The organism is Streptomyces sp. NPDC055955 (assembly GCF_042270245.1).
Lineage (GTDB): Bacteria > Actinomycetota > Actinomycetes > Streptomycetales > Streptomycetaceae > Streptomyces.
The window spans coordinates 303,131-324,820 of record NZ_JBHJYS010000005.1; the positions used below are offsets into that span (position 1 = coordinate 303,131).

Annotated in this window: 21 protein-coding genes and 1 pseudogene; 12 read left to right on the top strand and 10 right to left on the bottom strand. The window is 67.6% G+C overall.

The features are described from left to right. Positions 1 to 163 precede the first annotated feature (163 nt). The gene (locus tag ACFC96_RS12530) at positions 164 to 433 is read left to right on the top strand and encodes a hypothetical protein (protein ID WP_376611913.1); all 270 of its coding nucleotides are present in this window, start codon (positions 164 to 166) and stop codon (positions 431 to 433) included. 40 nt (positions 434 to 473) lie between these two features. On the opposite strand, the gene ACFC96_RS12535 is transcribed toward ACFC96_RS12530, so the two are convergent. Both ACFC96_RS12535 and ACFC96_RS12540 read right to left on the bottom strand, forming a co-directional pair. Continuing rightward, entirely contained in the window at positions 474 to 677 is a 204-nt protein-coding gene (locus ACFC96_RS12535; protein ID WP_376611915.1) for a helix-turn-helix domain-containing protein, read from the bottom strand. Between the two features lie 171 nt (positions 678 to 848). Continuing rightward, positions 849 to 1,226: a hypothetical protein gene (locus ACFC96_RS12540; RefSeq protein ID WP_376611917.1), complete on the bottom strand. Its 378-nt coding sequence runs from the start codon at positions 1,224 to 1,226 to the stop codon at positions 849 to 851. Positions 1,227 to 1,784: 558 nt separating this feature from the next. On the opposite strand from ACFC96_RS12540, the gene ACFC96_RS12545 reads away from it, so the two are divergent. Then, positions 1,785 to 2,066, top strand: coding sequence for a hypothetical protein (locus ACFC96_RS12545; RefSeq protein WP_376611919.1), 282 nt, complete (start codon positions 1,785 to 1,787; stop codon positions 2,064 to 2,066). Positions 2,067 to 2,847: 781 nt separating this feature from the next. On the opposite strand, the pseudogene ACFC96_RS12550 reads toward ACFC96_RS12545, so the two are convergent. Further along, positions 2,848 to 2,951 (bottom strand): annotated as a pseudogene (locus tag ACFC96_RS12550) (site-specific DNA-methyltransferase); the annotation flags it as partial. Between the two features lie 598 nt (positions 2,952 to 3,549). Between ACFC96_RS12550 and ACFC96_RS12555 the strand changes: the two are divergent. The 8 genes from ACFC96_RS12555 (at position 3,550) to ACFC96_RS12590 (ending at position 11,113) form a co-directional block, all read left to right on the top strand. Continuing rightward, a complete protein-coding gene (locus ACFC96_RS12555; RefSeq protein WP_376611920.1) occupies positions 3,550 to 4,689 on the top strand; it encodes a C40 family peptidase in 1,140 nt (379 codons plus the stop codon). A gap of 84 nt (positions 4,690 to 4,773) precedes the next feature. After that, the gene (locus ACFC96_RS12560; protein WP_266557819.1) at positions 4,774 to 5,073 is read left to right on the top strand and encodes a DUF6112 family protein; all 300 of its coding nucleotides are present in this window, start codon (positions 4,774 to 4,776) and stop codon (positions 5,071 to 5,073) included. After that, positions 5,073 to 5,759, top strand: a complete 687-nt coding sequence (locus ACFC96_RS12565) for a hypothetical protein (protein ID WP_376611922.1) — start codon at positions 5,073 to 5,075, stop codon at positions 5,757 to 5,759. The genes ACFC96_RS12560 and ACFC96_RS12565 overlap by 1 nt, the downstream gene beginning before the upstream one ends. Before the next feature lie 34 nt (positions 5,760 to 5,793). Then, positions 5,794 to 7,164 carry an ATP-binding protein gene (locus ACFC96_RS12570; RefSeq protein ID WP_376611923.1) on the top strand — a complete coding sequence of 457 codons (1,371 nt, stop codon included), beginning with the start codon at positions 5,794 to 5,796 and terminating at the stop codon, positions 7,162 to 7,164. 81 nt (positions 7,165 to 7,245) lie between these two features. After that, positions 7,246 to 8,715, top strand: a complete 1,470-nt coding sequence (locus tag ACFC96_RS12575) for an SCO6880 family protein (RefSeq protein ID WP_376611925.1) — start codon at positions 7,246 to 7,248, stop codon at positions 8,713 to 8,715. Between the two features lie 44 nt (positions 8,716 to 8,759). Beyond that, a complete protein-coding gene (locus ACFC96_RS12580) occupies positions 8,760 to 9,215 on the top strand; it encodes a DUF6238 family protein (protein ID WP_376611927.1) in 456 nt (151 codons plus the stop codon). A 19-nt stretch (positions 9,216 to 9,234) separates the two neighbouring features. Further along, a complete protein-coding gene (locus ACFC96_RS12585) occupies positions 9,235 to 10,737 on the top strand; it encodes an ATP-binding protein (protein ID WP_376611929.1) in 1,503 nt (500 codons plus the stop codon). A 43-nt stretch (positions 10,738 to 10,780) separates the two neighbouring features. After that, positions 10,781 to 11,113 carry a transposase gene (locus ACFC96_RS12590; protein ID WP_376611931.1) on the top strand — a complete coding sequence of 111 codons (333 nt, stop codon included), beginning with the start codon at positions 10,781 to 10,783 and terminating at the stop codon, positions 11,111 to 11,113. On the opposite strand, the gene ACFC96_RS12595 is transcribed toward ACFC96_RS12590, so the two are convergent. The 3 genes from ACFC96_RS12595 to ACFC96_RS12605 all read right to left on the bottom strand — a co-directional run bounded on the left by ACFC96_RS12595 (position 11,073) and on the right by ACFC96_RS12605 (position 15,097). After that, positions 11,073 to 12,731, bottom strand: coding sequence for an IS1182 family transposase (locus tag ACFC96_RS12595; RefSeq protein ID WP_376611933.1), 1,659 nt, complete (start codon positions 12,729 to 12,731; stop codon positions 11,073 to 11,075). The two genes, ACFC96_RS12590 and ACFC96_RS12595, sit on opposite strands and share 41 nt — an antisense overlap. 480 nt (positions 12,732 to 13,211) lie before the next feature. Next, positions 13,212 to 13,883: a DUF6308 family protein gene (locus ACFC96_RS12600; RefSeq protein WP_376611935.1), complete on the bottom strand. Its 672-nt coding sequence runs from the start codon at positions 13,881 to 13,883 to the stop codon at positions 13,212 to 13,214. Then, positions 13,880 to 15,097, bottom strand: coding sequence for a VWA domain-containing protein (locus ACFC96_RS12605; protein WP_376611937.1), 1,218 nt, complete (start codon positions 15,095 to 15,097; stop codon positions 13,880 to 13,882). Before ACFC96_RS12605 ends, ACFC96_RS12600 begins: the two co-directional genes overlap by 4 nt. A gap of 533 nt (positions 15,098 to 15,630) precedes the next feature. Here ACFC96_RS12605 and ACFC96_RS12610 point away from each other — a divergent pair. Continuing rightward, positions 15,631 to 17,151: a TerD family protein gene (locus ACFC96_RS12610; RefSeq protein ID WP_376611939.1), complete on the top strand. Its 1,521-nt coding sequence runs from the start codon at positions 15,631 to 15,633 to the stop codon at positions 17,149 to 17,151. A gap of 915 nt (positions 17,152 to 18,066) precedes the next feature. Here the strand turns inward: ACFC96_RS12610 and ACFC96_RS12615 are convergent. The 4 genes from ACFC96_RS12615 to ACFC96_RS12630 all read right to left on the bottom strand — a co-directional run bounded on the left by ACFC96_RS12615 (position 18,067) and on the right by ACFC96_RS12630 (position 20,302). After that, on the bottom strand, positions 18,067 to 18,936 hold the full coding sequence (locus ACFC96_RS12615) for a nucleotidyltransferase (RefSeq protein ID WP_376611941.1): 870 nt from the start codon (positions 18,934 to 18,936) through the stop codon (positions 18,067 to 18,069). Positions 18,937 to 18,944: 8 nt separating this feature from the next. Next, a complete protein-coding gene (locus ACFC96_RS12620; protein ID WP_376611943.1) occupies positions 18,945 to 19,487 on the bottom strand; it encodes an SLATT domain-containing protein in 543 nt (180 codons plus the stop codon). 130 nt (positions 19,488 to 19,617) lie between these two features. Next, positions 19,618 to 19,977 carry a hypothetical protein gene (locus ACFC96_RS12625; RefSeq protein ID WP_376611945.1) on the bottom strand — a complete coding sequence of 120 codons (360 nt, stop codon included), beginning with the start codon at positions 19,975 to 19,977 and terminating at the stop codon, positions 19,618 to 19,620. Positions 19,978 to 20,032: 55 nt separating this feature from the next. Continuing rightward, positions 20,033 to 20,302: a hypothetical protein gene (locus tag ACFC96_RS12630; RefSeq protein WP_376611947.1), complete on the bottom strand. Its 270-nt coding sequence runs from the start codon at positions 20,300 to 20,302 to the stop codon at positions 20,033 to 20,035. 386 nt (positions 20,303 to 20,688) lie between these two features. On the opposite strand from ACFC96_RS12630, the gene ACFC96_RS12635 reads away from it, so the two are divergent. Continuing rightward, complete coding sequence (locus tag ACFC96_RS12635) at positions 20,689 to 21,405, top strand: hypothetical protein (protein ID WP_376611948.1); 717 nt, start codon at positions 20,689 to 20,691, stop codon at positions 21,403 to 21,405. Positions 21,406 to 21,690: the final 285 nt, after the last annotated feature.

Sequence of the window (21,690 nt, forward strand, 5' to 3'; positions counted from 1 at the left end):
ATCTACGCAGTTGGGAAAGCCCTCGCATGACGGCTTGCGTGCCGGGCCCTGCTCACGTTGCGGGGTGCCTTCAGTGGCTCCGGTTCCACGGGATCGGGTACGAGACTGTGGGCGTCGGCAGACGTCCCCACGCGGGTGCTGGCGTCAGGTGATGTCAGCAACCATGGTCGAGCAGGTTCGGGCCGCTCGGATTTCCGCGGAATATTCCGCTCTTGTCTACCCGGCGGCTCGCCGGCAGCGCCGCATCGTCGCGTGCGCGCGGGAGTGGATCACCGAGCACGGCGAGGCGCCGTCCGTGCGCGAGCTGGGTGCGGACGTGGGACTGACCAGCGCATCCAGCGTCGCGTATCACCTGCGACGGCTCAGGGAACGGGGCCTGGTCGTTCAGACCCGGGCCCGCCGCAGCGACCGGTGCCCACACTGCGGGCAGTGACCCGTCTGTTCCGTCTGTGATGCCCGGTCACGGTAGAGCATCATGAACTGGGCTTGCTGCGCATGGCTCCGCCGCGCCCGCGCAGGGTGACGCCCGCCTCAGTAAGGATGCGGTGGACGAACCCGTACGAGCGATTGGTGCTCTCGGCGATGCTCCGGATCGAGGCGCCGCCTTCATATGCGGCCTTCAGATCGGCGGCGACCTGGTCGCGTGCCGCACCGGTGATCCGCTTGCCCTTGTCCATGCCCGTCTCCTCCCGGCTGGAAGGGCGATCATCGCGCAGCTTGCGGCGGCCTGTCAGGGAAACAGCCTGGTTCGCCCGCGGCCTGTCCGGGGCGTGTGCCAGTGAGAGGTGACTGCGGCGCGGGAGGTGGCGCTGCGATTGACCTCTCGCCGGCCAGGCGCGGTGCGGTGGTCAGGTGGTGGGGGGCACGGCGCGGGACAGGGGTTCGAGGTCGCCGTAGAGGGCGGCGGCCAGTTCACGGGCCCGTCCTTCACTGTCCACGTCGTGCAGGACGAAGTCGACGGGGCCGGCCGAGGAGTCGGGGCGGATCTCCCGGGCGCGGATCAGGCGGGCGACGGCCTCGCGCACGGCGTCCTGGACGGTGGGGGTGATGGTGTGCTGCGGGGCGGTGAGCGCGTCGGCCTTGACCGTCCACAGCAGGCCCTGGCCCTCCACCGCGATGAACACGACGCGCTGCTCCTTGGCCGCCTTGCACGCGGCCTCGAACGCGTCCATGCCGGTCGCGTCCGGGATCCGGTCGGCGGGGCAGGGCGTCGGCAGCGGCTCCATGACAAGCATCCTCCCAGCAGCCAGGCGAAGGCGCGCCGCGTGGACGCGGAGCGTGTCCCTGCGGGCAAAGCAATCGTTGAGATGGTGCGCGACAACGGCCCGGTTTCCCTTTCCCGGACCGCGTGACCGCCAGCCCTGGCCCGCCTCCCCCTTCACGGGCATGGCCAGGGCTTTGCACTGGGGCGGTGTTCGTGCCAACGGGCCGAGATGGTGGACTGGTGGGGCTGCCCGAGCGGCGGGGTCCCAACCTCGGTGCCGGCAACGGGCAGCCCGGAGCGCGGCGCCGACGGGCGCCTCGCAGCTCCTTGGGGGAGCGGTGCGGGCGCGGTGGGGGCCACGCCCGCACCGCGCGGACGCCACCTCACCGCACGCCCCGAACAGCCGCCCCTCGGTCTCCGGATCAGCGGCCCCGCGCGGTCCGGGAGTGCGATGCGACCCGCCGACAGCGGCCGTGAACTGCTCTAACGCCGCCCAGCTGTCACCCTGGAACACCAAACAGCCTCGCGCCGGACTCCCGGGACGAAGGACGGCTCAAAGACACGGCAAGCGGAGGCCCTCATGTTGATCAGTCACCGCGTCGACGGCGACACCCTGCACATGACCCTGCACCACAGCCTCGACGCCCACACCCGGGCCGCAGCCGCCGCAGAGATCGAAACCCTCGTCCACACCCACCGGCCCCGCCACGTCACCGTCCAGGTCCCTGCCGGGGAACCGACACCCGCCACACTCAGCGTCGCCGTCCGCGCCCACCGCATGTGCCAGAGCCTCGACATCCCCCTCAGCCTGACCGGAGCCACCACCGCCGCCCAACGCCTGTTCACCACGAACACCGCCTGAACACCTCCCCGCCAGCGGGACCAGCCCCCGGAAGTTGCCGCCGCCGCGGCGACCTGCGAGACCCTGCACCGGGACCGGGAGGGGCCCCACCTGACCCGCCGGTCCAGCAGCCTCGGTGACCGGGGCAGATCGGCGAGGCTGCCGGCCGGTACAGCGGGTGCGGGGTTGGGGGGATGGACCCGCACCCGCTGACCTATCGGGTGGGCCACGGACACCTGCCAGTCAGCCTGGCCCACTCCCGGTCCACTTGACCCGGGACGACACGCCCCTCCGTCTTCCAGCGGGTGGCCAGCTGCGCGAAGATCGGCTCACCAGACGAAGAAGGAACCGTTTCCTCGCGTCCGATGACCGGAGCGGGCTGGGTCGTCGTGGTCATGTAGTTCCAACGCGCGAATCCGGCTGCAGTTACCCGCGGGATGCCTCCACATGTCGCTCAGTGGCTCCGGTCCCACCGGATCGGATAGGAGACGGTTGGCATCGGCCGGGGCCGTGGCCTGTCCCATTCCGGGAACTTCACCGGATACACGGCGGTTGACCGGGGCCGGGGCACCTTCTTTTCGGAGCCGTCCGCGCGGCCGCTGTCTGAAGTGCTGGAGAAACCGACGAACACCAGGGCGATGACAGCCAGGACACTCATCTCCCCCCTTGCGCCGGCCGCCCATCGCGAGTGCGGTCGGACCCGCGTGCCGTCCGCACGGACGTACCCCTCCACGTGCAGCACTGGCTGCTCCCTGGTGCACTTCGCGCGGGAACTGCTGCCGGTGCGGTCGCTGCCGGTTCAGCCGCCGCTGTTGTAGGGCGGATCGGTGATGAGGGCATCGACGCTGTTGTCGGGGATGGTGGCGAGGCGCTCAGCGCGTCGCCTCGGTGCCGGGTGTACGGCATTGCGCGGTTCTCTCTTTCCGCGGGGTCTCCGTGCGTGTGAATGGGCCACGCCTGGAGGCCGCGAAGGAAGCCTTCCCTGGCGAGCATGTGGCTGGAGATTAGCCACCTTTCACGGCCGCACCTATTGACCTGAACTCGCCCGACGACTGCGCGGGACGATCAGGTTCGGGTTCGTTTGGTGCGGCCGGAATACGTCCCTACAGTCCAGCCATGTTCAACGGACGGGGCCCGGCTACGCACCAGTTGAGCTGTGCCAATACGCGTTGCCGCATCCAGGCGACGACACCCTGGCACTCACCGAACGTGCTGCGAATTGGGCAGGAGCGATTCTCCGTGTGGAGTCTGAGATTACGAAGGCGGCTTGCTGCCGCTCTCCGCGAAGGGCGTTCAGGGGAAGGGAGTTATCTGCTGCCGACCCCTGGGCCCCCTATTTCCACGAGTCCCTTAATTCCTGCCCGCGCGACGTTGGTGACCCTTCCGACGAGAACGCCAGTGTCGTGCCGCCTACGCGTAAGGAGTTGCTGATGCAGCAGGCACTGGCACGCCCTTCACCGGGACCCTGTGCTCCGGTCCACCACTCGACGTATGGCCCGCGACATTGAAGACGGCCGCAGGCATAGTGGGGGTGGTGTTGCTCGGTCCGCTGCTGTTGATTGCGCCGATCGCTGTCGCCGCAGCTGGTGCCGCTGACGCTCAGGCCGCCTGCTCTGATGGTGATACAGAGGCTTTCGATTCCTCGGTGGTGGCCAAACAGGTGGGGTCGATCCTCAAGGGCGGCGGCAAACGGCTCGCTTCGGTTGTGAGCCTGGACGATCCCACGGAGCAGATCCGGAATGCCAAGACGATCCAGGCCATGGGTGTTGCCATGAAGGTGCCGGCGCGGGGGCAGATCGTTGCCCTGGCCACGGCACTGCAGGAGTCGGGTCTGCGGAACTTGGACTACGGCGACCGGGATTCACTCGGCCTCTTTCAACAGCGTCCCAGTCAGGGCTGGGGGACGTCCGCTCAGGTCCGTGATCCGGTGCAGGCATCGACGAAGTTCTACGATGAATTGCTCAGCATCTCGGGCTGGCAGTCCATGACCGTCACACAGGCCGCGCAGGCGGTCCAGCAGAGCGGATCACCCGACGCATACGCCAAGTGGACTCCCTTGGCCACAGCTCTGCAGAAGGCCATCGCCAAGTCGCTGTCCAGGGAGTCGACGTCCGCCAAGAGTGGCTCCAAGGACACCCACGACGGGGAGACGGATTCTCTGCCCTCCGGGTGCGGCACGGGCGAGGACGGGTCCGCGCTCGGTCCGATCCCCGCCGGCTCCGTCCCCAAGGGCTACAAGATCCCGACCGACGCTCCGAAGTCTGTGCGCACGGCTATCCGTTGGGGGCTCGGCCAGCTCGGCACTCCGTATCAGTGGGGTGGCGAGTGTTCGGATCCGCACGGTCAGGATCCGATGGGCCGCTGCGATTGCTCTTCCCTGATGCAGGCGTCATACAAAGCCGGTGGGGTCTCGATCTCCCGAACCACTTACACGCAGGTCAAGGAGGGCAAGGCGCATAGCCTGGATGCCCTCAGGCCGGGCGATCTCCTCTTCACTCACGGCACCGCCGAAGTCCCGGAACACGTCGGGATGTTCATAGGTGAGGGCCTGATCCTTCAGGCTCCGCGCACCGGCGACGTGGTCAAGATCTCGCCCCTTGCCGATTGGCGACCGGACGTGCTGGCCGCCCGCCGGATCGTCTGACCGGCCACCTCTCCCCTCTCCTCTCGCTCCACCCTCTCCGGGCTCTCGCGCGCCCAAGACCGTACTGGAGTACCAGTGAAGCTCATGCAGCATGCCCAAATCCTGGCGTACAACCCGGGCGTCAGCCCGAGGGAGGGCGGGCTGCCTGGACTCGATGTCCTGAAGAAGGTCATTGGCAGCATCAACCTGTTCGGCATCATCGCCGTGGTGGGTGCGCTCGCGATCTCGGCGATCGTCTGGGCCTGGGGCCACCACAGCGGCGGCCACCAGGCGGAGGCCAACGGCAAGAAGGGCACTGTCGTCGCGGCCGGCTGCGCGCTGCTGCTCGGCGCGGCCAACGGCATCGTGGCGTTCTTCTCGGCGATGGGGACGCAGGTCCACTGATGCCGAAGAAGCCAACCCTCTCCTCTGGCGAGCGAACGCCCCAGGCTCCGGCCTCGGTTCTGCGCCGCGCTGCGATCGGCGGTGTCGTCCTCGCTGTGCTTCTGGCGGTCGCCGGGCTCCTCGCGTACGTCACACGTCCGGAGAGCCCCGCTTCGGCCAAGGCTACCCAGGCTCCGCCATCCTCCTCGGCGTCGGCCTCCGCGCCCGTCGCTCCGCACGCAGATTCGGCGGTCGCCGCACCGCCGAATTCCAGCGATCCGATCGTTTTCGGCAAGGCGGCCACCAAGGTCCTGTGGACGTACGACACACGTTCCTCCTCCCAGGCCGAGCATCTGGCCGGCCTCAAACAGTGGATGACCAGCGAGAAGAAGTACGCGGACTGGACGTCGGTCACGGACCAGGTACCCAGCCCGGTGCTGTGGTCACGGATGCACGACAACCAGCAGCACGCGAGGGCCACGGTCGGCGAGGGCCACTTCCCGCAGGCGTTCAAGACGGCCCTGGCCCAGGATCCCGGCGCGATCACGGAGGCGTACGTCTACGCCGTCACGGTCACCGGCAAGCAGTCCATCGCTTGGAAGGGCTCAGGCGCCGGGGCCGAGTCCCGCTCGACAACGCTCGCCGTCCAGTGCCGGCCGCACCAGAGCTGTGCCCTGGTCGGGGTCCTGCCGAGCGTCGCGCCGTGACCCACCCCCACGACTCTCGAAAGGAGGTGACCTGATGGGGGCTTGCGACCTTCCTCTGATGAACACGGTGTGCGCCACCGTGGACGGTGTTGTCGGCGCGACCGGCGAGGCAGTCACGGACGGAATCGGTGCCTGGATCGCCAAGTCGATGGGTGAAATGGCCCAGGCAGCAGCTGATCTGGCGTCGAAGGCCGTCGATCAGACGACGGGCATCGATCTGAACGCCGAGTGGTTCCGTAGCAACTACGAACTGATCCTGCCCATCGGCCTGATCCTGACCGTGGGGACGTTCTGTCTGCAACTCACCCGCGCCGCCTGGCGACGGGACGAGCGAGCCCTCGCCCAGGCGGTTTACGGCACCATGGCCGGAGTCCTGTTCGCCTTCGCTGCCATCGCCTGCACCACCGTCGCAATCACCGTGGTCGACGCGCTCAGTGCGGGGCTGTTCAAGGCTGCCAACAGTTCGGTGGACGATGCGGTGCGCCGCGTCATCAAGGTCAACGAACTGGGGCCGATGTACGGCCTAGGCTGGGCCATCCCCTCTCTCATGGCACTCGGCTGCGCTGTAGGCGCCTTCCTCTACTGGGCAGTCATGGTGGCCCGCAAGGTCGGCATCCTCGTGCTCGTCACACTGGCCGTGTTCGCCGGGGCCGGCGGCGGCTGGGAGGTCGCCAAGCGGTGGCGGCGTGGCTGGATCGAGGCCACCAGTACCCTGATCGTCTCCAAGCTCCTGATGACGATCGTGTTCCTGTTGGGCGTCTCGGCCATGGGCAAGTCCAACGCGAACGACGGCCTCAGCGCCCTGTCCGATGCGCTCGCGGGCATCGTCGTGATGGTCCTCGTCATGCTCTGCCCGTATGCGACGTACAAGTTCGTACACTGGGCAGCCGACGGCGGCGGCCATGACGACGTGCACCGCTCCGGTGTCGCGGGCATGGCGGTGGCCGCTGGCGCAGCCAAGACCGCAGGTCAACTCGCCATACAGGCCGGCATGGGGATGCATGCTCCGCAGGGTCCGGCGAAGGTGCCGGGCCAGGGACCGGAAGGTGTTGCCTCCGGAATCGATCCGACCGGCAGCTCTGGCGGAGACGAGAAGCCGAACCAGGCCCACTTCCGCTTCGGCGAGGCACCGAACGCCTCCAGCGACAAGGGTCAGGCGCTGATCCGCCGCCCTCCCACAGACGGCGACCGGGGAGTACCTCTCATCCAGCGCCCCATCCAGGGCTTCGCGAGCGACTCCGCTCCAGCGGCCTCGGCGCCAACGCCACAGGATGCCTCCGTCGCACCGCCGCGGGTCACGCACCAGGATCCGCCGGCACCACGACGAGGCGGGCCCGCGCCGCAGGGCTCTGCCACCCCGCAACGGTGGATCTATCCCGCGCCACCGGGTGATTCGGGCTCATAGCCCTAGCTCACGGTCGGCCGGAGGTCCAGCGCGGCCGCCCCTCCCCCTTCCTTCTCCTCACGTGCCAAGGACGGCTTCGCCATGCACACCGCCTCTCCTCACCCCGACAGTCCGGTCACCGTGAAATTCCCACACCGCTCACACCGTGGCGTGCTGCTCGGCCTCTCGGCCCCACAGTTGATCGTCGTCGCGGTCACCGGCCTGCTACTGCTCGCGATGCTGCTCTCAGCTGGCGTGACCGGGGCACTCAAGCTCATACCGCTGTGGGCTATGGCACTCGCCGCCGTGTTCATGCGCCACCGCGGGCGCTCGCTCGCCGACTGGGCGCCGATCGTGGCCCGTTACGCGCTGCGTCGCTTCCGGGGCCAGCTGGTCTGGCTCGCGCGGCCCTCGACCCGGCCGCAGCGCGAGGGCCTGCTCCACCTTCCCGGTACCGCTGCATCGCTGCGCGTGACCACCGCCCCGGGCGGCCGCTTCGGCGCAGTGCACGACCCGCACGAGGGCACCCTCACCGCCGTGGTCAAGGTCTCCTCCCGCGCCTTCGCCCTGCTAGACCCCGCCACCCAGACCAGCAACGTCACCGGCTGGGGCCGCACACTCGCCGCTCTCGCGCGCACCGGGCACATCGCCCGCGTCCAGGTCCTCGAGCGCACCGTCCCCGACTCCGGTGACGCGCTGAACCGTTACTGGAATCAGCACGGCGATACGCAGTCGCCGCTTGCCGGACCCATCTACCGTGACTTGCTGAGCGCCGCTGGTCCGGCAGCTGCCCCGCACGAGGCATACGTCGCCCTGGCCCTCGACCTCAAGGCAGCCCGCCGCCTGATCAACCAGGCCGGCGGCGGACTCACCGGCGGCTTCGCCGTCCTGGCCCAGCTCACCTCCACCTTCGACCAGGCTGCCCGCAACTCCGGTCTCATGCCGAGCCATTGGCTGCACGCGACCCAGATCGCCGCCGTGATCCGCACCGCGTATGACCCCAAGATGTCGGCCGCCCTCGACCAGTGGTCCGCCTCGGGACGCCCGCAAGCCGACCCAGCTGCCGCTGGTCCCGTCGTCCTGGTCGAGAAGGCCGACCGGATCCACACCGACTCGGCCCACCACACCACGTTCTGGATCGAGAACTGGCCGCGCATCGAGACCTCGCCGGGCTTCCTGCACCAGCTCCTGTTCACCTCCGGCGTGCGCCGCACCCTGTCGCTGACGTACGAGCCCAAGGCACTGGACTCCGCCCTCAAGGACGTACAACGCAAGAAGGCCACCGTGATCGCGGACGCCGCCGAGCGAGCCCGCAAGGGGCAGGTCGATTCCGAGGAGGATTTGGTCGAGTACGCCGATATCAAGCAGCGCGAACGCCAGCTCATCGCTGGGCACGCTGATGTCGCCCTCACCGGGCTGCTCACTGTCAGCGCCGACAGCGACGTACAGCTCAACGCCGCCTGCGCCGCGATCGAGACCGCCGCCGTCGCCGCGCTCATCGATCTGCGTCCGCTGACCTGGCAGCAGGCCGAAGCCTTCACCAACGCCGCCCTGCCACTCGCCCGCCCGTAGCGCACCCCAGCACCACCGACCGCGCTCAACCGAAGGGCACCATCATGCCGACCGAGCCCCTGCCCGAACTGGCGGAGGACTTCGTCCCGTTCGCCACCGCCGCGCTCGACTTCCACCAGGCCATCAACATGCCCGTCGCCCCGGTAGCTGCCAGCCGCACCGAACTGGACACCTTGCACGCCCACCTAGTCGCCCTCTACGGGCTGCTCGACGCGCACACCGTACGCACCGCCCAGGTCGCCGATGCCGAGGGCGATCATCTCAGGGCCTGTCGGATCCGGCTGTGGCAAGCAGCCGAACACCTCCACGCAGCCTTCCACGCGGCGCCGCATCCAGGCGCCGGCCGCCACCTCACCCGCCAGGCGGGCCGGGCCCGGCTGCCCGAGGGCGCGCCCGAACTCACTGTGTGCCAGCGCCATCTGGCGGCCTCCGCCCGAGTTCGCCGCGACCACACCCCGGCCGACCTGCGAGACCCCTTCACCGGCCTCACCCGGCACTGACCACCAGGAGCACCACGCCATGTACCCCCGTACTCGCGCCTCCGCCAGCCCGCTGTTCGTTCCCCGCAAGAGCGACCGCCGTACGGCCCGCGCCGCCCGTAACCAGTTCGCCGCCGCCAGCGACCAGGCCCGCAATGCCGCCCGGCCCGACGGCCGCAAAGTGCAGGCCGGAACCGACCCCGACCTGCGTGCCACCTATCCGCCCGCCGGGCGCCCCGGTCCCGCGTCCGCCCGAGGTAGCCGCCTCAAACTCCCAACCCATCGGATGACGACGGCGACCGCTTCGGGCGCGTACCCCTTCCTCGCCGAGGGCGGCCTCGGCGCCCAAGGCATCTACGTCGGACGCGACGTGCACGCGGAAGCGGCTTTCACCTACGACCCGTTCGCCCTGTACGGACGGCTCGACGGCTTCACCAACCCCAACATCCTGCTCGCCGGGGTCATCGGCATGGGCAAGTCCGCACTGGCCAAGTCTCTGGCCGTGCGAGCCGTGGCCTTCGGTTACCGCATCTACGTACCCTGCGATCCCAAGGGCGAATGGACCATCGTCGCCCAGGAATTGGGCGGGCAGACCATCGCATTGGGACCCGGGCTCCAGGGCCGCCTGAACCCGCTGGACGCGCCCGCCAAGGCGTCCGGTGTCAGCGAGACGGACTGGGCCAGCGAGGTCCGCAAGCGGCGCCTTCTCCTGCTCGGCTCCCTCGCGAAAACCGTCCTGCGGCGCGACCTTCACCCGATGGAGCACACCGCACTCGACGTGGCACTCGACCAGGTGGTTACGCATGCCGAGGCCACGGGCACCACACCACTGCTCGGCGAAGTGGCGTACGTACTCGGCTCTTCCCAGCGCCTCGACGGTGCGCTCGGGGAGCTGTCGGGGCGCCTTGGGCAGGCCGCCGAGGACCTGGCGCACGCCTTGCGGCGCCTCGTCCACGGCGACCTGGCCGGCATGTTCGATGCCCCCTCGACCGTGGCCTTCGACCCGGCCGCGCCGATGCTCTCCATCGATCTGTCTCGCCTGGGCGGCGCAGGTGATGACACGGCTCTCGTCCTGGCGATGACCTGCGCCTCGGCTTGGATGGAGTCCGCGCTTGCCGACCCCCCGGGAGGGCGACGCTGGGTGATCTACGACGAAGCCTGGCGGGTGATGCGACACGTCGCCCTGCTGGAGCGCATGCAGTCCCAGTGGAAACTCAGCCGAGGGCTCGGCATCGCCAACATGATGGTCATCCACCGCCTGTCCGACTTGCTCACCGCGGGCGATGCCGGCTCCCGGGGCCGAGCGCTGGCCGAAGGCCTTCTCACCGACTGCTCCACACGGATCATCTACCGCCAGGAAGCCGACCAACTGGGTTCCGCTGCCTCACTACTGGGCCTAACCGGGGTCGAGACCCAGGCGGTCTCCGCACTGACCAAGGGGCGCGGCCTGTGGAAGGTCGCGGGCCGATCCTTCATCACCCAACACCTGCTCCACCCACGGGAACGCGAAATATTCGACACCGACGCCCGGATGCACGCCTGAGCCGAGGTGCATTAAGCACTAGGTGTGCACCTGACGGAGGTTCATGAAAGTGGGTTCTGAGCCTTCTGTCGGAGTCGTTCGTAGGGTGTCTGGCCAGTGTGCCGTCTTGGAGCCGTTGTTGCCGGTCGCGGTGCTGGGCCGGCCATCGTTGGGGCCGACGGAAGCTGATCGATGGGATCCGCTGGCGTATGCGCACTGGCGCCCCAGACGCGATCTGCCACCGGAGTATGGGCCGCGGCAGACGGTCTATGGACTCTTCCGCCGCTGGCAGCGCGAGGGCGTGTGGGCGGCTGTGCTCACCGGCCTACAGGACTTTGTTGGCGGATTCGGTGTGTTCAGGCGGCCAGTTCCAAGCCGAGGCGGGCGAACCGGCTGATGTGGGTGGTGCCGATGGGGATCCCGCTCCACCAGGTGTTGAGTCGGTGGAGGTTGAGTGCGGCGGCGGTCAGGACGTGACCGAGGTGGGTCTTGTCCAGCCCGCGGTAGGGGGTGGTGCGTGTGCGTGTCACCCGGACGGCCTGGGAGATGGTGCCTTCGACACCTGCGCGGGTGCCGTAGGCGGCCTTCCACTCATCGGTCTCCTGCTCGCGTCGGCGCTGGTCGAGGGCTTGCTGCTGGGGCTGGGTGAGCAGGGTGAGGCTGCGCCCGTGCTTGGGGTTGGTGGCGCTGGTGCACTGGGCGCGGACCGGGCAGGCGTCGCAGTCCGTCTTGGCGAAGTGGACCCGGATGATCTCGGTGCCGGTGGGTTTACGCTGCTCAGACCAGCTGGCACTGCGCCGGCCGCGGGGACAGGTGACGGTGCGGGCCGGCCAGTCGATGGTGAAGGCGTCCTGTCCCAGGCCCTGTCCGGCGCGGCCTTGGGCGGTGGTGTCGGCGAAGACCGGTCCCATCAGTTCGATGTTCTGCCCGGCGGCGGCGACCAGCAGTGCGGCGGAGGTGTAGCCGGAGTCGACCAGGTGGAGGGCCGGCAGCAGGCCGCGTACGGCCAGAGCGTGGTGGACGGGCTCGGTGATCTGAGCGTCGGGGACGGTGGCGTCGGTGGTGACCACGTTCGTGATCAGGTGCGGGGCGTCCGGTTCGCAGGTCTCGGTGAAGTGGACCTTGTAGCCGTCCCAGCCCGCGCCGCGCTTGACGCTGTAGCGGGCGTCGGTGTCGTAGGGGCTGGACAGCCTCAATCTGCCAGGCGGGAGATCTTTGCCCTCCCGCCAGCGCACCCCCTTCTCATCACGGTGATATTGCTGCACCCACGCAATCCGCAGGACCTGCACCGCCTCGATCTCCCGCAACCAGACCGATGCGCCGGGTGCGTAGAGGGCCTCGAGCAGCGCGAATCCGTCCTCTCCCACGGTCAGCGCCCACTGCTGCCGGGCGTCGGCTCCTTTGGGAAAGCGGAACGAATCGATGCGCTTGCCGTAGCGTTCGAACCACTCCGGCGCGGCGGTCTGCCGCAGCCAGCCGGGCGCCGCGACGGCCAGTGTCTCCAGCGCGGCGCGCAGCGTCTCGCCGACGAACTCCATCCGGTTCAGCGTCCGCACCTGGGCCAGCACGTGCGTGGAGTCGGTGCGTTGGCGGCCTCCCGCCCGCAGCAGCCCCAGCTCACTCACTCGTTCCAGCAGCCGGTCAAGGACCAGTTCCTCCAGGCCGTGCGCGATCAGCCGGTCCCGGAACTCGCTGAGCACGGAGAAGTCGAACCCGGGATCGTCCAGCTCCAGGCCGAGCGCGTACTTGACGTCGATCCGCCCGCGCACCGCGTCGGCAGCCTGCCGGTCCGTCAGGCCCTCCGCGAACTGCAGCACGCTGACCATCGCTAACTGGCCCGGCGACCACGCCGGACCACCCCGGCGCGGAAATGCCCGGGCGAACTGCTCATCCTCGAACAGCGGACCGAGTTCATCCCGGATCCGCATGGCCAGGCAGCCTTTACGGAATGCGGCGCGAGCCACCCGCGTGGTGGCCTCCGGGACGGACAGAGCAGACACAGGGCGCAGCGACATCGCAGCCCCTCCTTGCCTCCCCGCACGATGGAACCGAACCACCAGACTGCCCGACCGAACAAGATCGCCAAGAGCAGTTACCGAATCCGCCAACAAAGTCCTACAGGCCCGGGCTTACGCGGACGGGCTTTCTTAGAGGCCGTGTCCAGGGTCTCCGGGATCTTGTCGAAGGTGTCGGGAAGGACGTCAAGCAGACCCCAGATCTGCTGTGACCAGGATCGCTAATTGGCACTAGGAAACGTTCGTGACGTGCGCTGATGCCAACTAGGTTCTGCGACTGGAAGTAAGGTATCAGCGAGATAGTTGGCACTTTGGTACACAGCAGGTCAGGAGGTGTCGGCGACGCTTGAATTGTGGTTCTGGATCACTTTCAGTGCCGGGATCACTTTTCAGCCGTCGCCGACACAGGAGGTGTTTCGCCGGGACCACGAGGCCAGCTCCCTCCTGCGGGCGGAGACCCTTGTGTGCGTCCAACAGAGTTCAGGTACCGATGCAGCTTCTCTGCTGATGATCCGTACGGTGATGCATCCAGAGCACCACGTCGCAGACCCGAAGCGCACTGACGGTCACCGGGAGGTCGGCGGCCTGCCGCAGGGCCAACAGTTCGCGGTGTAGCGCGTGGTTGTCGGCGCGCAGCGCGCCATGCAGGTCGAGCCAGAATGACTTCGGCCGTCCGAGGATGCAGCGAACGACCTGATCGTAGACGGGCAGCAGCCGCGGCCGCTTCCGGGCAAGGAGCTTTCCGGCCGTCACCCACCCGATTCCGCGCTGATCCCAGAGAACGCGCCAGGCGGTATCCGCGGGCGCCCCCTTGCTCAAATCGGCTGCTTCGACCTCGACCATGTCGACGTCGAAGGGAATATCGCTCAGCAGCGTGGCCAATCGGAGGCCGAGGTCACCTTCCAGGAGATCCAGGGCCACCTGCGCAGGAATCCTGACCGACAGGGTCTGCACAGCAATCAGGTCATCGGCGGTCACTACGTTCGCAACCGGCTCACGGTCCCCTCCGCCTGCCAGGTGCTCGAAACGACTACCCGTGAACGGCGCTGCTTCATGGAACAGGCTGGCGCCAAAGTAGCGCCGGAGATTGGACACAGCCAGATCAGAGGTGATGAGGCTGCTCAGTCGCTGGGCGAGCGGCGATTGACTCAACGCCGCAACCAGACGGCGAAGGCATCGACGAGGCCAGCGTAGAACCGCTCGTCGGGCACCGATCCCGGGTTCTTACTCGCATCGTAGAAAGCGACGTTGGTGAAGGTGGCGGAGGTGGATGCGTTGAGGTTCTTGTAGAACGCAAGCTTGCCGCGCCCGAACCCGACAAACAGCCAGAACACCCCAAGTGATGCGGTGTTCTGCAGCAAGGAGCGAACCTCGGCCTTGTCCCAGGGCTCGTCTCCGACCTGGGTCACGATAAAGGCCGGGTCAGCGGCTCTCGATTCCTGGTAATGCCGCACTGCGCGACGCATGGCCTCGGCGACATTGCCCCACCCCCAGTCGACTTGGGTGTGCAGCTGCCCGATACGACCACGGTAGTTGTCCAGCCGGATCTCCTCCAGGAAGGGGTCTTGTCCGCTGGAGAAAACCACGGGCACGGTGCCGTCGTCATCAAGGTTGGCCGAGAGCGCCAGGACACGCTCGGCGAAGGCCTGCACCGCGAACGACTCGTACAGCTCTTCCATGTGCCAGTCGTGGTCCAAGATCAGGTACACCGCCGCACGCCGATTCGCGATGCCCCGGTCCACCAGGGTATTGCCAGCCTGACGAGCCGGAAACAACAGCCCGGGGGCCAGCCGTTCGACCTTCGACAAATCCACCGCAGGCCCCGCTGACCCCGAATTCCGGCGCCCTTGGGCGGGGAGAGACGCAGGAGTGGGGTCGGGCTCGGGCTCGACATCCACTCCGTAGTCGGTGGCCAGACCGGCCAAGCCGGAGGCGTACCCCTGTCCCACGGCACGGATCTTCCATCCGATGTTGCGCCGATAAAGCTCCGCCAGAACCACAACCGTCTCCCCAGACGTGAAGTCCGGCGCGGTGAACGACATGGCCGGAGAGCCTGTCTGGTTAACCGTCAGAAGCGGAGCCCGAGTGAAGACCGCGCCAGGCTGCAGCGGATCGGCGCTCACCACGACGACCACTCGGTCCACGTCGGTCGGCACGCGCACGAGATCGGCCGTGACCGCCGACCCGGCGATCGACACACCGTCTTGGGACGGGTGGTTGTAGAAGACCAAGTCGTCGTCGCTACGAACCCTGCCGTCGGATCCCAGCAACAGAGCCGAGACGTCCGCAGCCAAGCCCTGAACCGACACCGCCAGTACCACCGGCGCCGCCATGAGCGTGTTGTTCTCACCCTTGCGCAACGACATCGACTGCATGCTCGCCCCATTGATCGCTGAGAGGGAAAACGGTAGTCCGCTGGTGCTCGACCGTCACGGCTTTGGGCGGAATGCGCCCCCTGAGATGACTGCGGTCTCTACTCCCGACCCGGATGACGAACTTCCCAGGGGCGGATGAGCCTCGCACGCACTCCCGAAGCATCTGTTAATGCCACACTGTGCCCCGGGGAAAGGGGTGGGCCATGGGATTCGGGTTCCGTGTCGGTGTGCCAGGGCTGAGTGTGCGCGTCTCTACACGCGGCGTGCGGACATCTGTCGGTCCACGTGCGGCGCGGCTCAGTGTGGGCAGCGGTGGCGCGCGGGTGTCGACGGGACTCGGCCCCTTCTACGCGTCGAGTTCCCTCAGGGGCAGTCGTCGCACCAGCACACGTCGTACCACGCAGACTCGGTCGGTCGCCCCTTCGGCCAGCCAGTTGGAGCGAGCGCGCCGCCAAGCAGAGAGGGCACAACAAGAGGCGGAACGCGATGCCGCCATCGCTCAGCTGCAAGAGCTAAGGCGGCAGATGACCAGCATCCACCTGCAGACCTTCACCGCTGCGCAACCGCCCCTACTCCCGGCCGCGCCACAACTTGGCCTGCCATGGGCACTCGCCGAGGCTCAGACCTTTCACCTACAAGGGGTGGGTCGACTCGCACGAGCCGAGCGGGCTACCGCCAAACAGCGCGCGCAACAGGATGCTCCCGCGTACCTGGCCTCGGAGACGGCACGTCTGCATGCCATCCGTGAACAGGTGGTCACCGAGGCCGGACAGTGGTGGCACGCGTTGCTCGCCAACGACGAGGCCACTGTCTGCGAGGCGGTTAACACCGCGTTCTCAGACAATCCGGCCGCTGGCTGTGCGGTCGGCGTGGACGGCTCGGTCCTGTCGGTCGTGATGCGGCAGCAGGACCTCGACACGATGCCCACCCAGACTGCCGGCCTGACTCCCAGCGGGCGCCCCACCCTGAAGAACCTCACCAAGCGCGACCGGACTCTGTGGTGGTTGACAGCCATGGGCTCCAACATCATCGCCACCCTCAAGGAGGGCTTCGCAACCGCACCCGGCATCGAAGCCATCGACCTGGCAGTCATGACTCGCCTTCCCGACACCCAGCGACTCGGCTTCGTCGCCTACGGCCGCTGGACACGGCGTGCGATCGAGTCCACGCCCTGGCGGGACCCCGAGGACGCATTGCGCTTCCTGGACATCGGGCAGGACACCGCCTGTTCCGTCACCACCACCACGTCCGGCAATCTATCCAGCACGCTCAAGCCGCTGGACACCACCCGCGTAGGCGGTCTGCAAGCCTTGCTGGACGGCGCCCAAGACGATTCCATCTCCGGCGAACCCTCCCTCGCCGACCTGGACACCGCCCTCGGTGCCAACACGTCTCCCGACCCCCGCACCGCGGTCGGCAACCCGTACCAGATCAGAGCGTTCGCCGAGTGGAAGCAACAGACTCTCTCAGCGCCGCACCCCGCACCTGTCGCCCCTCCGCCCACGTCTGCGGAACTCATCCCGGGTCAGACTCTCGTACTGCCCGAGGAAGCCTGGCAGGGTCTTCGCGTCTCCTTCACCACCGCCGGCGCAGACGCAGATCTCACTCTGTTCCTGCTCGGGAACGAAGGCCGGGTCTGCAGTGACGAAGACTTCGTCTTCTACAACCAACCCTCCGCCGCCGACGGAGGCGCGCGTCTCCTCGGCAAGCACCAGGAGGGATCACACACGGTGGAACGCGCCACCGTCCATCTTTCCGTCCTGCCCGACCGGGTGCACCGGGTGGCCGTCGCCATCAACATGGATGTCGACACAGGACTGACCTGCGGGTCCCTCACTCACGCAACGCTGGACCTGGACTGCGTAAGCAGAACCGCCTGGACCTTCAGGCCTCCCGCCGATCCTTCCATTCGAGCCATGGTCATCACCGAGCTCTATCGGCACAGTGTCGACGGCAACCCCGTGTGGAAGCTTCGGGCCCTGGGCCAGGGCTGGGCGGATGGGCTCGACGGCCTCGCTCGGGCCTACGGAGTCGACGTCGAATAATCGACGCCGAAAGAAGGGCTGACCCTTATACCAACTACCCCTCCTTTACTCCAACTATGAATCTTGGTCAAAGCTGTGATCACGCCCGTCAGTTGACACCACGGAACGTTCTCGACCTGCTTGTGCCAACACCGATTGGCGACCGCGAAGCTCGCCTCGCCTACGTAGCCGTCACCCGCACGCGCCAACGGTTCGACCTCGGCGGCCGTTCCTGGATCGATCGCCGCTCAAATGGGGCTAGTTATCGGAAAGCTGCTCGTGACGACCAGCACGCGGACGCGCGGCCAAATCTCCGCGCTGGAGGAGACTTTGGGCGCCCGCGAACCGGAAGCGGACTTCGTTCATGGGGCCCTATACCGGCCATCCGGCCGTGCCCCCGCCACCTTGAGGCCACAAGTTGATCTTGGTGTGGTGCGGCGTCGCTCAAGGAGAGCGCTCCCTCAGCCCTTGGGCTCTGGCGCTTCGACAGAACGGCGGACCAGCGGCCAGGTCTGCCGTCCTCGAGGCCAGCGCCCTCCAAGGCGCGCTCCGCACCCCTTGCCGCTCCTACGCCTCCGCCTCGACTACTACGCCATCCTCCTGAGCGAGGCCCGCGACCGCAAAGGACCCTTGACCGTTGACATCACAGTGGTCACCGCCCCACACGCAGTTCTGACACCCAATTCGGCGTCCGCATGACCCAGCATCCGTTCACGTGACCTTGACTGTCGCAATGGATCCTCTGCCTGCTGCCTCATCTCCAAGCACGGATCGCAATTCGATCGATGCGCAGGGAGAGCCCACCGCTGACCCCAACCGACTCCAGCAGGTGCTTAGCTGGCCTGTGCCCGCTTCCGGCTGGAGACTTGCTCTTCGACGAGTTTCATCAACTGAAGCGCGGCGGGGCTAGACGGAATGCCGCATCGATCATCGCAGTCAGCGCCCGGGGAACCTCCCGCCGAACACCAGATCCAGGCAGCCGAAGGCGGACGACGCATCCCCGGCGTGCTCGGCATCGGCAGCCTTTCGAGCGCGCGCCGCGACAGTCCGCAGCTTCGACAGAGTGCTCGATCGCGGCGCCGTGCTGGAGCACGCGGCGAACCGGCTGGCCTTCCCCTTCGGATCGTTCATGTCAGCCAACTGGATCTTGTCCAGCCATTCAAAGTAGCCACAGAGGTGAACGAGAGGTCGGAAGGATGTCTGCACCTCCATGTACTGGGCTGCGCGCATCTCCAGGTAAAAGGAGGAGACCGGCACCGTGTTGAAGTACTTCCAGGCTTTGGCGAGCCTGGCCAACTTCTTCGCGCCTCCGCGGATGCCATCGCGCTGGTTGACCTCGTTGACGTACTCCAGGTGCGAGGTGGGAGCGGAACTCATCCACCCGCCGGTCGGTCCTGGGATGTCATAGACCGGCGTGTCGCCCGTGGGTGAGGTACGGAAGCCGGGAAGGATCTCCCACTTCTCCGCCCCGTCGGCGAACATGACGACGACGGTGGGGGGCCGGATCTGAACCACGGTGGTCGGGAAGCTGGCCTGCAACGTCTCCTTCACCCAGAGGAGGGCGGTGTCGGATGTCGGCTGGTTCGCACTCATGCTGACCAGCAGATCGACGTCACAGTGGTTACGGACGCCGGTTCCGTGCCCGAACGATCCGGTCTCGCGGAAGCGCTGGACGGTGAATCGGGCAGAGTTCGTCAGTGAGGTCTCGACGCTGCGCCGATGCCGCGCCTTGGCATCCCGCTCACTCTGCAAAGGTGTCAGTCGTTCCAGGAAGATGTCGAAGCCCTGGGATACCGAGAGTGCCATCGCGTTTTCTACCGTCCCGTCCGTGCTGCCGTCTCGTCGACGGCATAGGTCTGTCCACCGCTGTCGATGTTGCGGCGGGCCTTCTTGTAGGCGCGTCTGTTCGGCGGCTCGGCGGTCTTATTCTGCTCATCCCGCCGTGCCGTGATCTCGGCCAGCACCTGCCGCGCCTCCTCGACGGCCAAGTACGGCAGGTCGACTTCCCGGGCCTGGCGAGCTGCGGTCTGAATCTCCAGGTAGGCGTTGGCGGACGCCGCAGCCTGGTTCATCCGGTGCGAGGCGTTGACCGTGGTGAGGATGGCGCCGAAGCCGGACGCCACGAGGGCGATGACGCCGGCCGCTACCCGTCCCGTGGCCGAGACAAGAGCGACGGTGCCCGAGATGGCCGCCAACCCGCTCGCCGGCAGGCCGAGCCAGAGGTTGATGCCGCGCCACTGCTTGGTCATCTCGAACTGCATCTGCCCGCTGTACAGAGCGCTTTCCTCAAGCCGTCTCAACTCGGCCTCGATCGCGCTCCGTCGGGCTGCATTCGTCATGCCGTCAGGTTCTGCCATGCGAACCACGGTACGAGTCGGCACTGACAATGTGCGCGTCAGTCGACACCCCACGAAGAACAGCTCGACCGCATCAGCAGGTCACCGTACGAGCGTCAACACACCTCTGTCTCTAGGCGTGGTGACGTGCTCACCGCTGCCTTCCACGGCCGTCATGGTCAGCCCGAAGACCATCGCCTTCATCTCCTCTGTGGTGACGTTCCTCGGCGACGTCACCGGGCCGCACGCCCTTGGAGCGCAGCCCCTGGAAGACCTTGTTCAGGACCTGGGATGACTCCCGCTTCTTCAGGCCCTGCGGCTCATCCGTGCGGTTGCCGCGCGTGCTGAGCTCGGCGCACGCGGAGCGGTACTGCCAGTCGGTGAGCAGTCCCAGGTCGTGCATCCGATACGTCAGCGCCATGGCGGAGACCTTCCAGATTGTCTTGCCCTGGAGGATCTGGTCGACGCGGGCGCCCGACGGCATGTGGCCGAGCACACTGGCAGCAGGCACCGTTCGGGAAGGCGGACGTCGGCATCGCGGCAACGCGCGACGTCTTGCCGTCGGGCTAGATCGCCCATACGCCGTTGTACTGCGGATCGTCGTTCTTGAGTGCGCCGAGGATCGTTCCGTCGTCGGTCGAGGTAAGACTGATCAGGCCGCCGATTCCGGACGACTGGCCAGGCAGCGTCGCCACCACGTGGTAGGAGCCGTCCGGGTCGACCCGGACCACCTGCTGCGCCGACTTGAACGACGGGTACGTGGCGCCGTCAGGCGTGGTGGTGATGCCCTCCGGCTCCTCCTTGGCGGACTGGTCGAAGCTGGCTACCTCGTGCACGACCGGGGCCTGTGCGGCTACTGCCGGAGCAGCCGCACCCGCGGCGACGGCCAGACCGATAGCGGTGGCCGTGACGAAACGTGGAAGCGTCGACGTGGCTCGGACCAGGAAGGCCCTATCTCCCTCGCCGACGCGGCCGGCCTCCGGTGGATACCCCTTCGGCTCGGGTCGAGGCAGCCTCCGCCTGGTCACCACACGTGGCCACATGGCCTGCCCACACCGCTGCGGCGATCGAGACGCCTCTGGCCACCGGCCGGATCGGTTCTTCCGCGCTGCCCGGCCGCCGCGCTCGCGCTCAATAGCTCAGATTACCGGCCGCACCAAACCCGGCTTCGGGCCGCATTCTCGTCCTCCGCACGGCCCTGACTTCTGCGAGGTGCATCTTCGTGGCGGAAACACATCCGCACATAACCGTCGGCCATCACGGCCGCTACGGCGTCGTGGCAGCGACATCGCACCAGAACCACATCGCCGAGCACATCCTTCGCCTCGTCGGTTTCGAGCGGCTCCCCGGCAGCGATTTGTACAGCCTCACCGATCCGACCCGCGAACCGTTGCGGCGCGGAGCACAAGCCGTGCAATCCATGCGGGCCGCGCAGTACAGCGTCACCTCCGACGCCGCGTACGATCTTCAGCCCTACACCCGGCTGAGCCCGAGCCGAGGTCCCACTGACCTGCCGGAGAAACCTCCCATCGTGCCGGTCTCCGGCATCGAGGAGGCGACGGTCGCCTCGGCCCGCCCCCTCGACGCCGACATCCGTGCCGACCGGATCATCGTGCACGATCAGGTCCGCGACTCCGAAGGCACCCTGGGGGCCATGGGCACTGAGATCCGCACCAACGAGGGCGTCCCGCTCCATGGCGAGGGCGACCTCCAGTACGTCGAGACCCTGCAGGTCCGTACCGACCTCGCCTTCGACGCCTTTTCCTCCGTGCGCGACAGCGGGAGGCCAGACCCTGTATCGACCATGCAACAGCGCCGAGCCCAGGCCGCCACTGCCCTCTCCCCGGCCTGTACGGGTGTCTCGCCGCCACTACGGCCCGCTGTTTCCGTCAAGTACCACCCCACCCCAGCTGCCCCGGAGCCGAGCCGCACCCGCTAGCTGATCCGCGCCAACAAGACCTCACGACGAATCTGCAGCTCGAGCCGGACGTCGCCTCAGGGTGGCCGCCGCCATCGCAGACGAGCGTCGGTCGTCCTCGGCAACCACCCGGCGAGCGCTACGCCGCACCCCGACGGGGCGGCACCGAGCAGTGCAGGCACCCCGCACACCCCAGCTCGTACGCTCCGGCCGCCCGGCTGGCCGACGGGCTGGCTCGCTCAACCCGGACTGCACCGACTGCCGTCCCCTTCCTCCTTCGCGCCACAGCCTCTTGGAGCCCCCTCA

What these genes read in the sequence shown, in the direction of transcription:
- ACFC96_RS12585 (WP_376611929.1), top strand. Translation starts at nt 9,235, where the DNA reads ATGTACCCCCGTACTCGCGCCTCCGCCAGCCCGCTGTTCGTTCCCCGC.
- ACFC96_RS12535 (WP_376611915.1), bottom strand. Translation starts at nt 677, where the DNA reads ATGGACAAGGGCAAGCGGATCACCGGTGCGGCACGCGACCAGGTCGCC.
- ACFC96_RS12615 (WP_376611941.1), bottom strand. Translation starts at nt 18,936, where the DNA reads ATGGCACTCTCGGTATCCCAGGGCTTCGACATCTTCCTGGAACGACTG.
- ACFC96_RS12610 (WP_376611939.1), top strand. Translation starts at nt 15,631, where the DNA reads ATGACCAGCATCCACCTGCAGACCTTCACCGCTGCGCAACCGCCCCTA.
- ACFC96_RS12620 (WP_376611943.1), bottom strand. Translation starts at nt 19,487, where the DNA reads ATGGCAGAACCTGACGGCATGACGAATGCAGCCCGACGGAGCGCGATC.
- ACFC96_RS12570 (WP_376611923.1), top strand. Translation starts at nt 5,794, where the DNA reads ATGGGGGCTTGCGACCTTCCTCTGATGAACACGGTGTGCGCCACCGTG.
- ACFC96_RS12530 (WP_376611913.1), top strand. Translation starts at nt 164, where the DNA reads ATGGTCGAGCAGGTTCGGGCCGCTCGGATTTCCGCGGAATATTCCGCT.
- ACFC96_RS12590 (WP_376611931.1), top strand. Translation starts at nt 10,781, where the DNA reads ATGAAAGTGGGTTCTGAGCCTTCTGTCGGAGTCGTTCGTAGGGTGTCT.
- ACFC96_RS12605 (WP_376611937.1), bottom strand. Translation starts at nt 15,097, where the DNA reads ATGTCGTTGCGCAAGGGTGAGAACAACACGCTCATGGCGGCGCCGGTG.
- ACFC96_RS12575 (WP_376611925.1), top strand. Translation starts at nt 7,246, where the DNA reads ATGCACACCGCCTCTCCTCACCCCGACAGTCCGGTCACCGTGAAATTC.
- ACFC96_RS12560 (WP_266557819.1), top strand. Translation starts at nt 4,774, where the DNA reads ATGCAGCATGCCCAAATCCTGGCGTACAACCCGGGCGTCAGCCCGAGG.
- ACFC96_RS12580 (WP_376611927.1), top strand. Translation starts at nt 8,760, where the DNA reads ATGCCGACCGAGCCCCTGCCCGAACTGGCGGAGGACTTCGTCCCGTTC.
- ACFC96_RS12545 (WP_376611919.1), top strand. Translation starts at nt 1,785, where the DNA reads ATGTTGATCAGTCACCGCGTCGACGGCGACACCCTGCACATGACCCTG.
- ACFC96_RS12565 (WP_376611922.1), top strand. Translation starts at nt 5,073, where the DNA reads ATGCCGAAGAAGCCAACCCTCTCCTCTGGCGAGCGAACGCCCCAGGCT.
- ACFC96_RS12540 (WP_376611917.1), bottom strand. Translation starts at nt 1,226, where the DNA reads ATGGAGCCGCTGCCGACGCCCTGCCCCGCCGACCGGATCCCGGACGCG.
- ACFC96_RS12595 (WP_376611933.1), bottom strand. Translation starts at nt 12,731, where the DNA reads ATGTCGCTGCGCCCTGTGTCTGCTCTGTCCGTCCCGGAGGCCACCACG.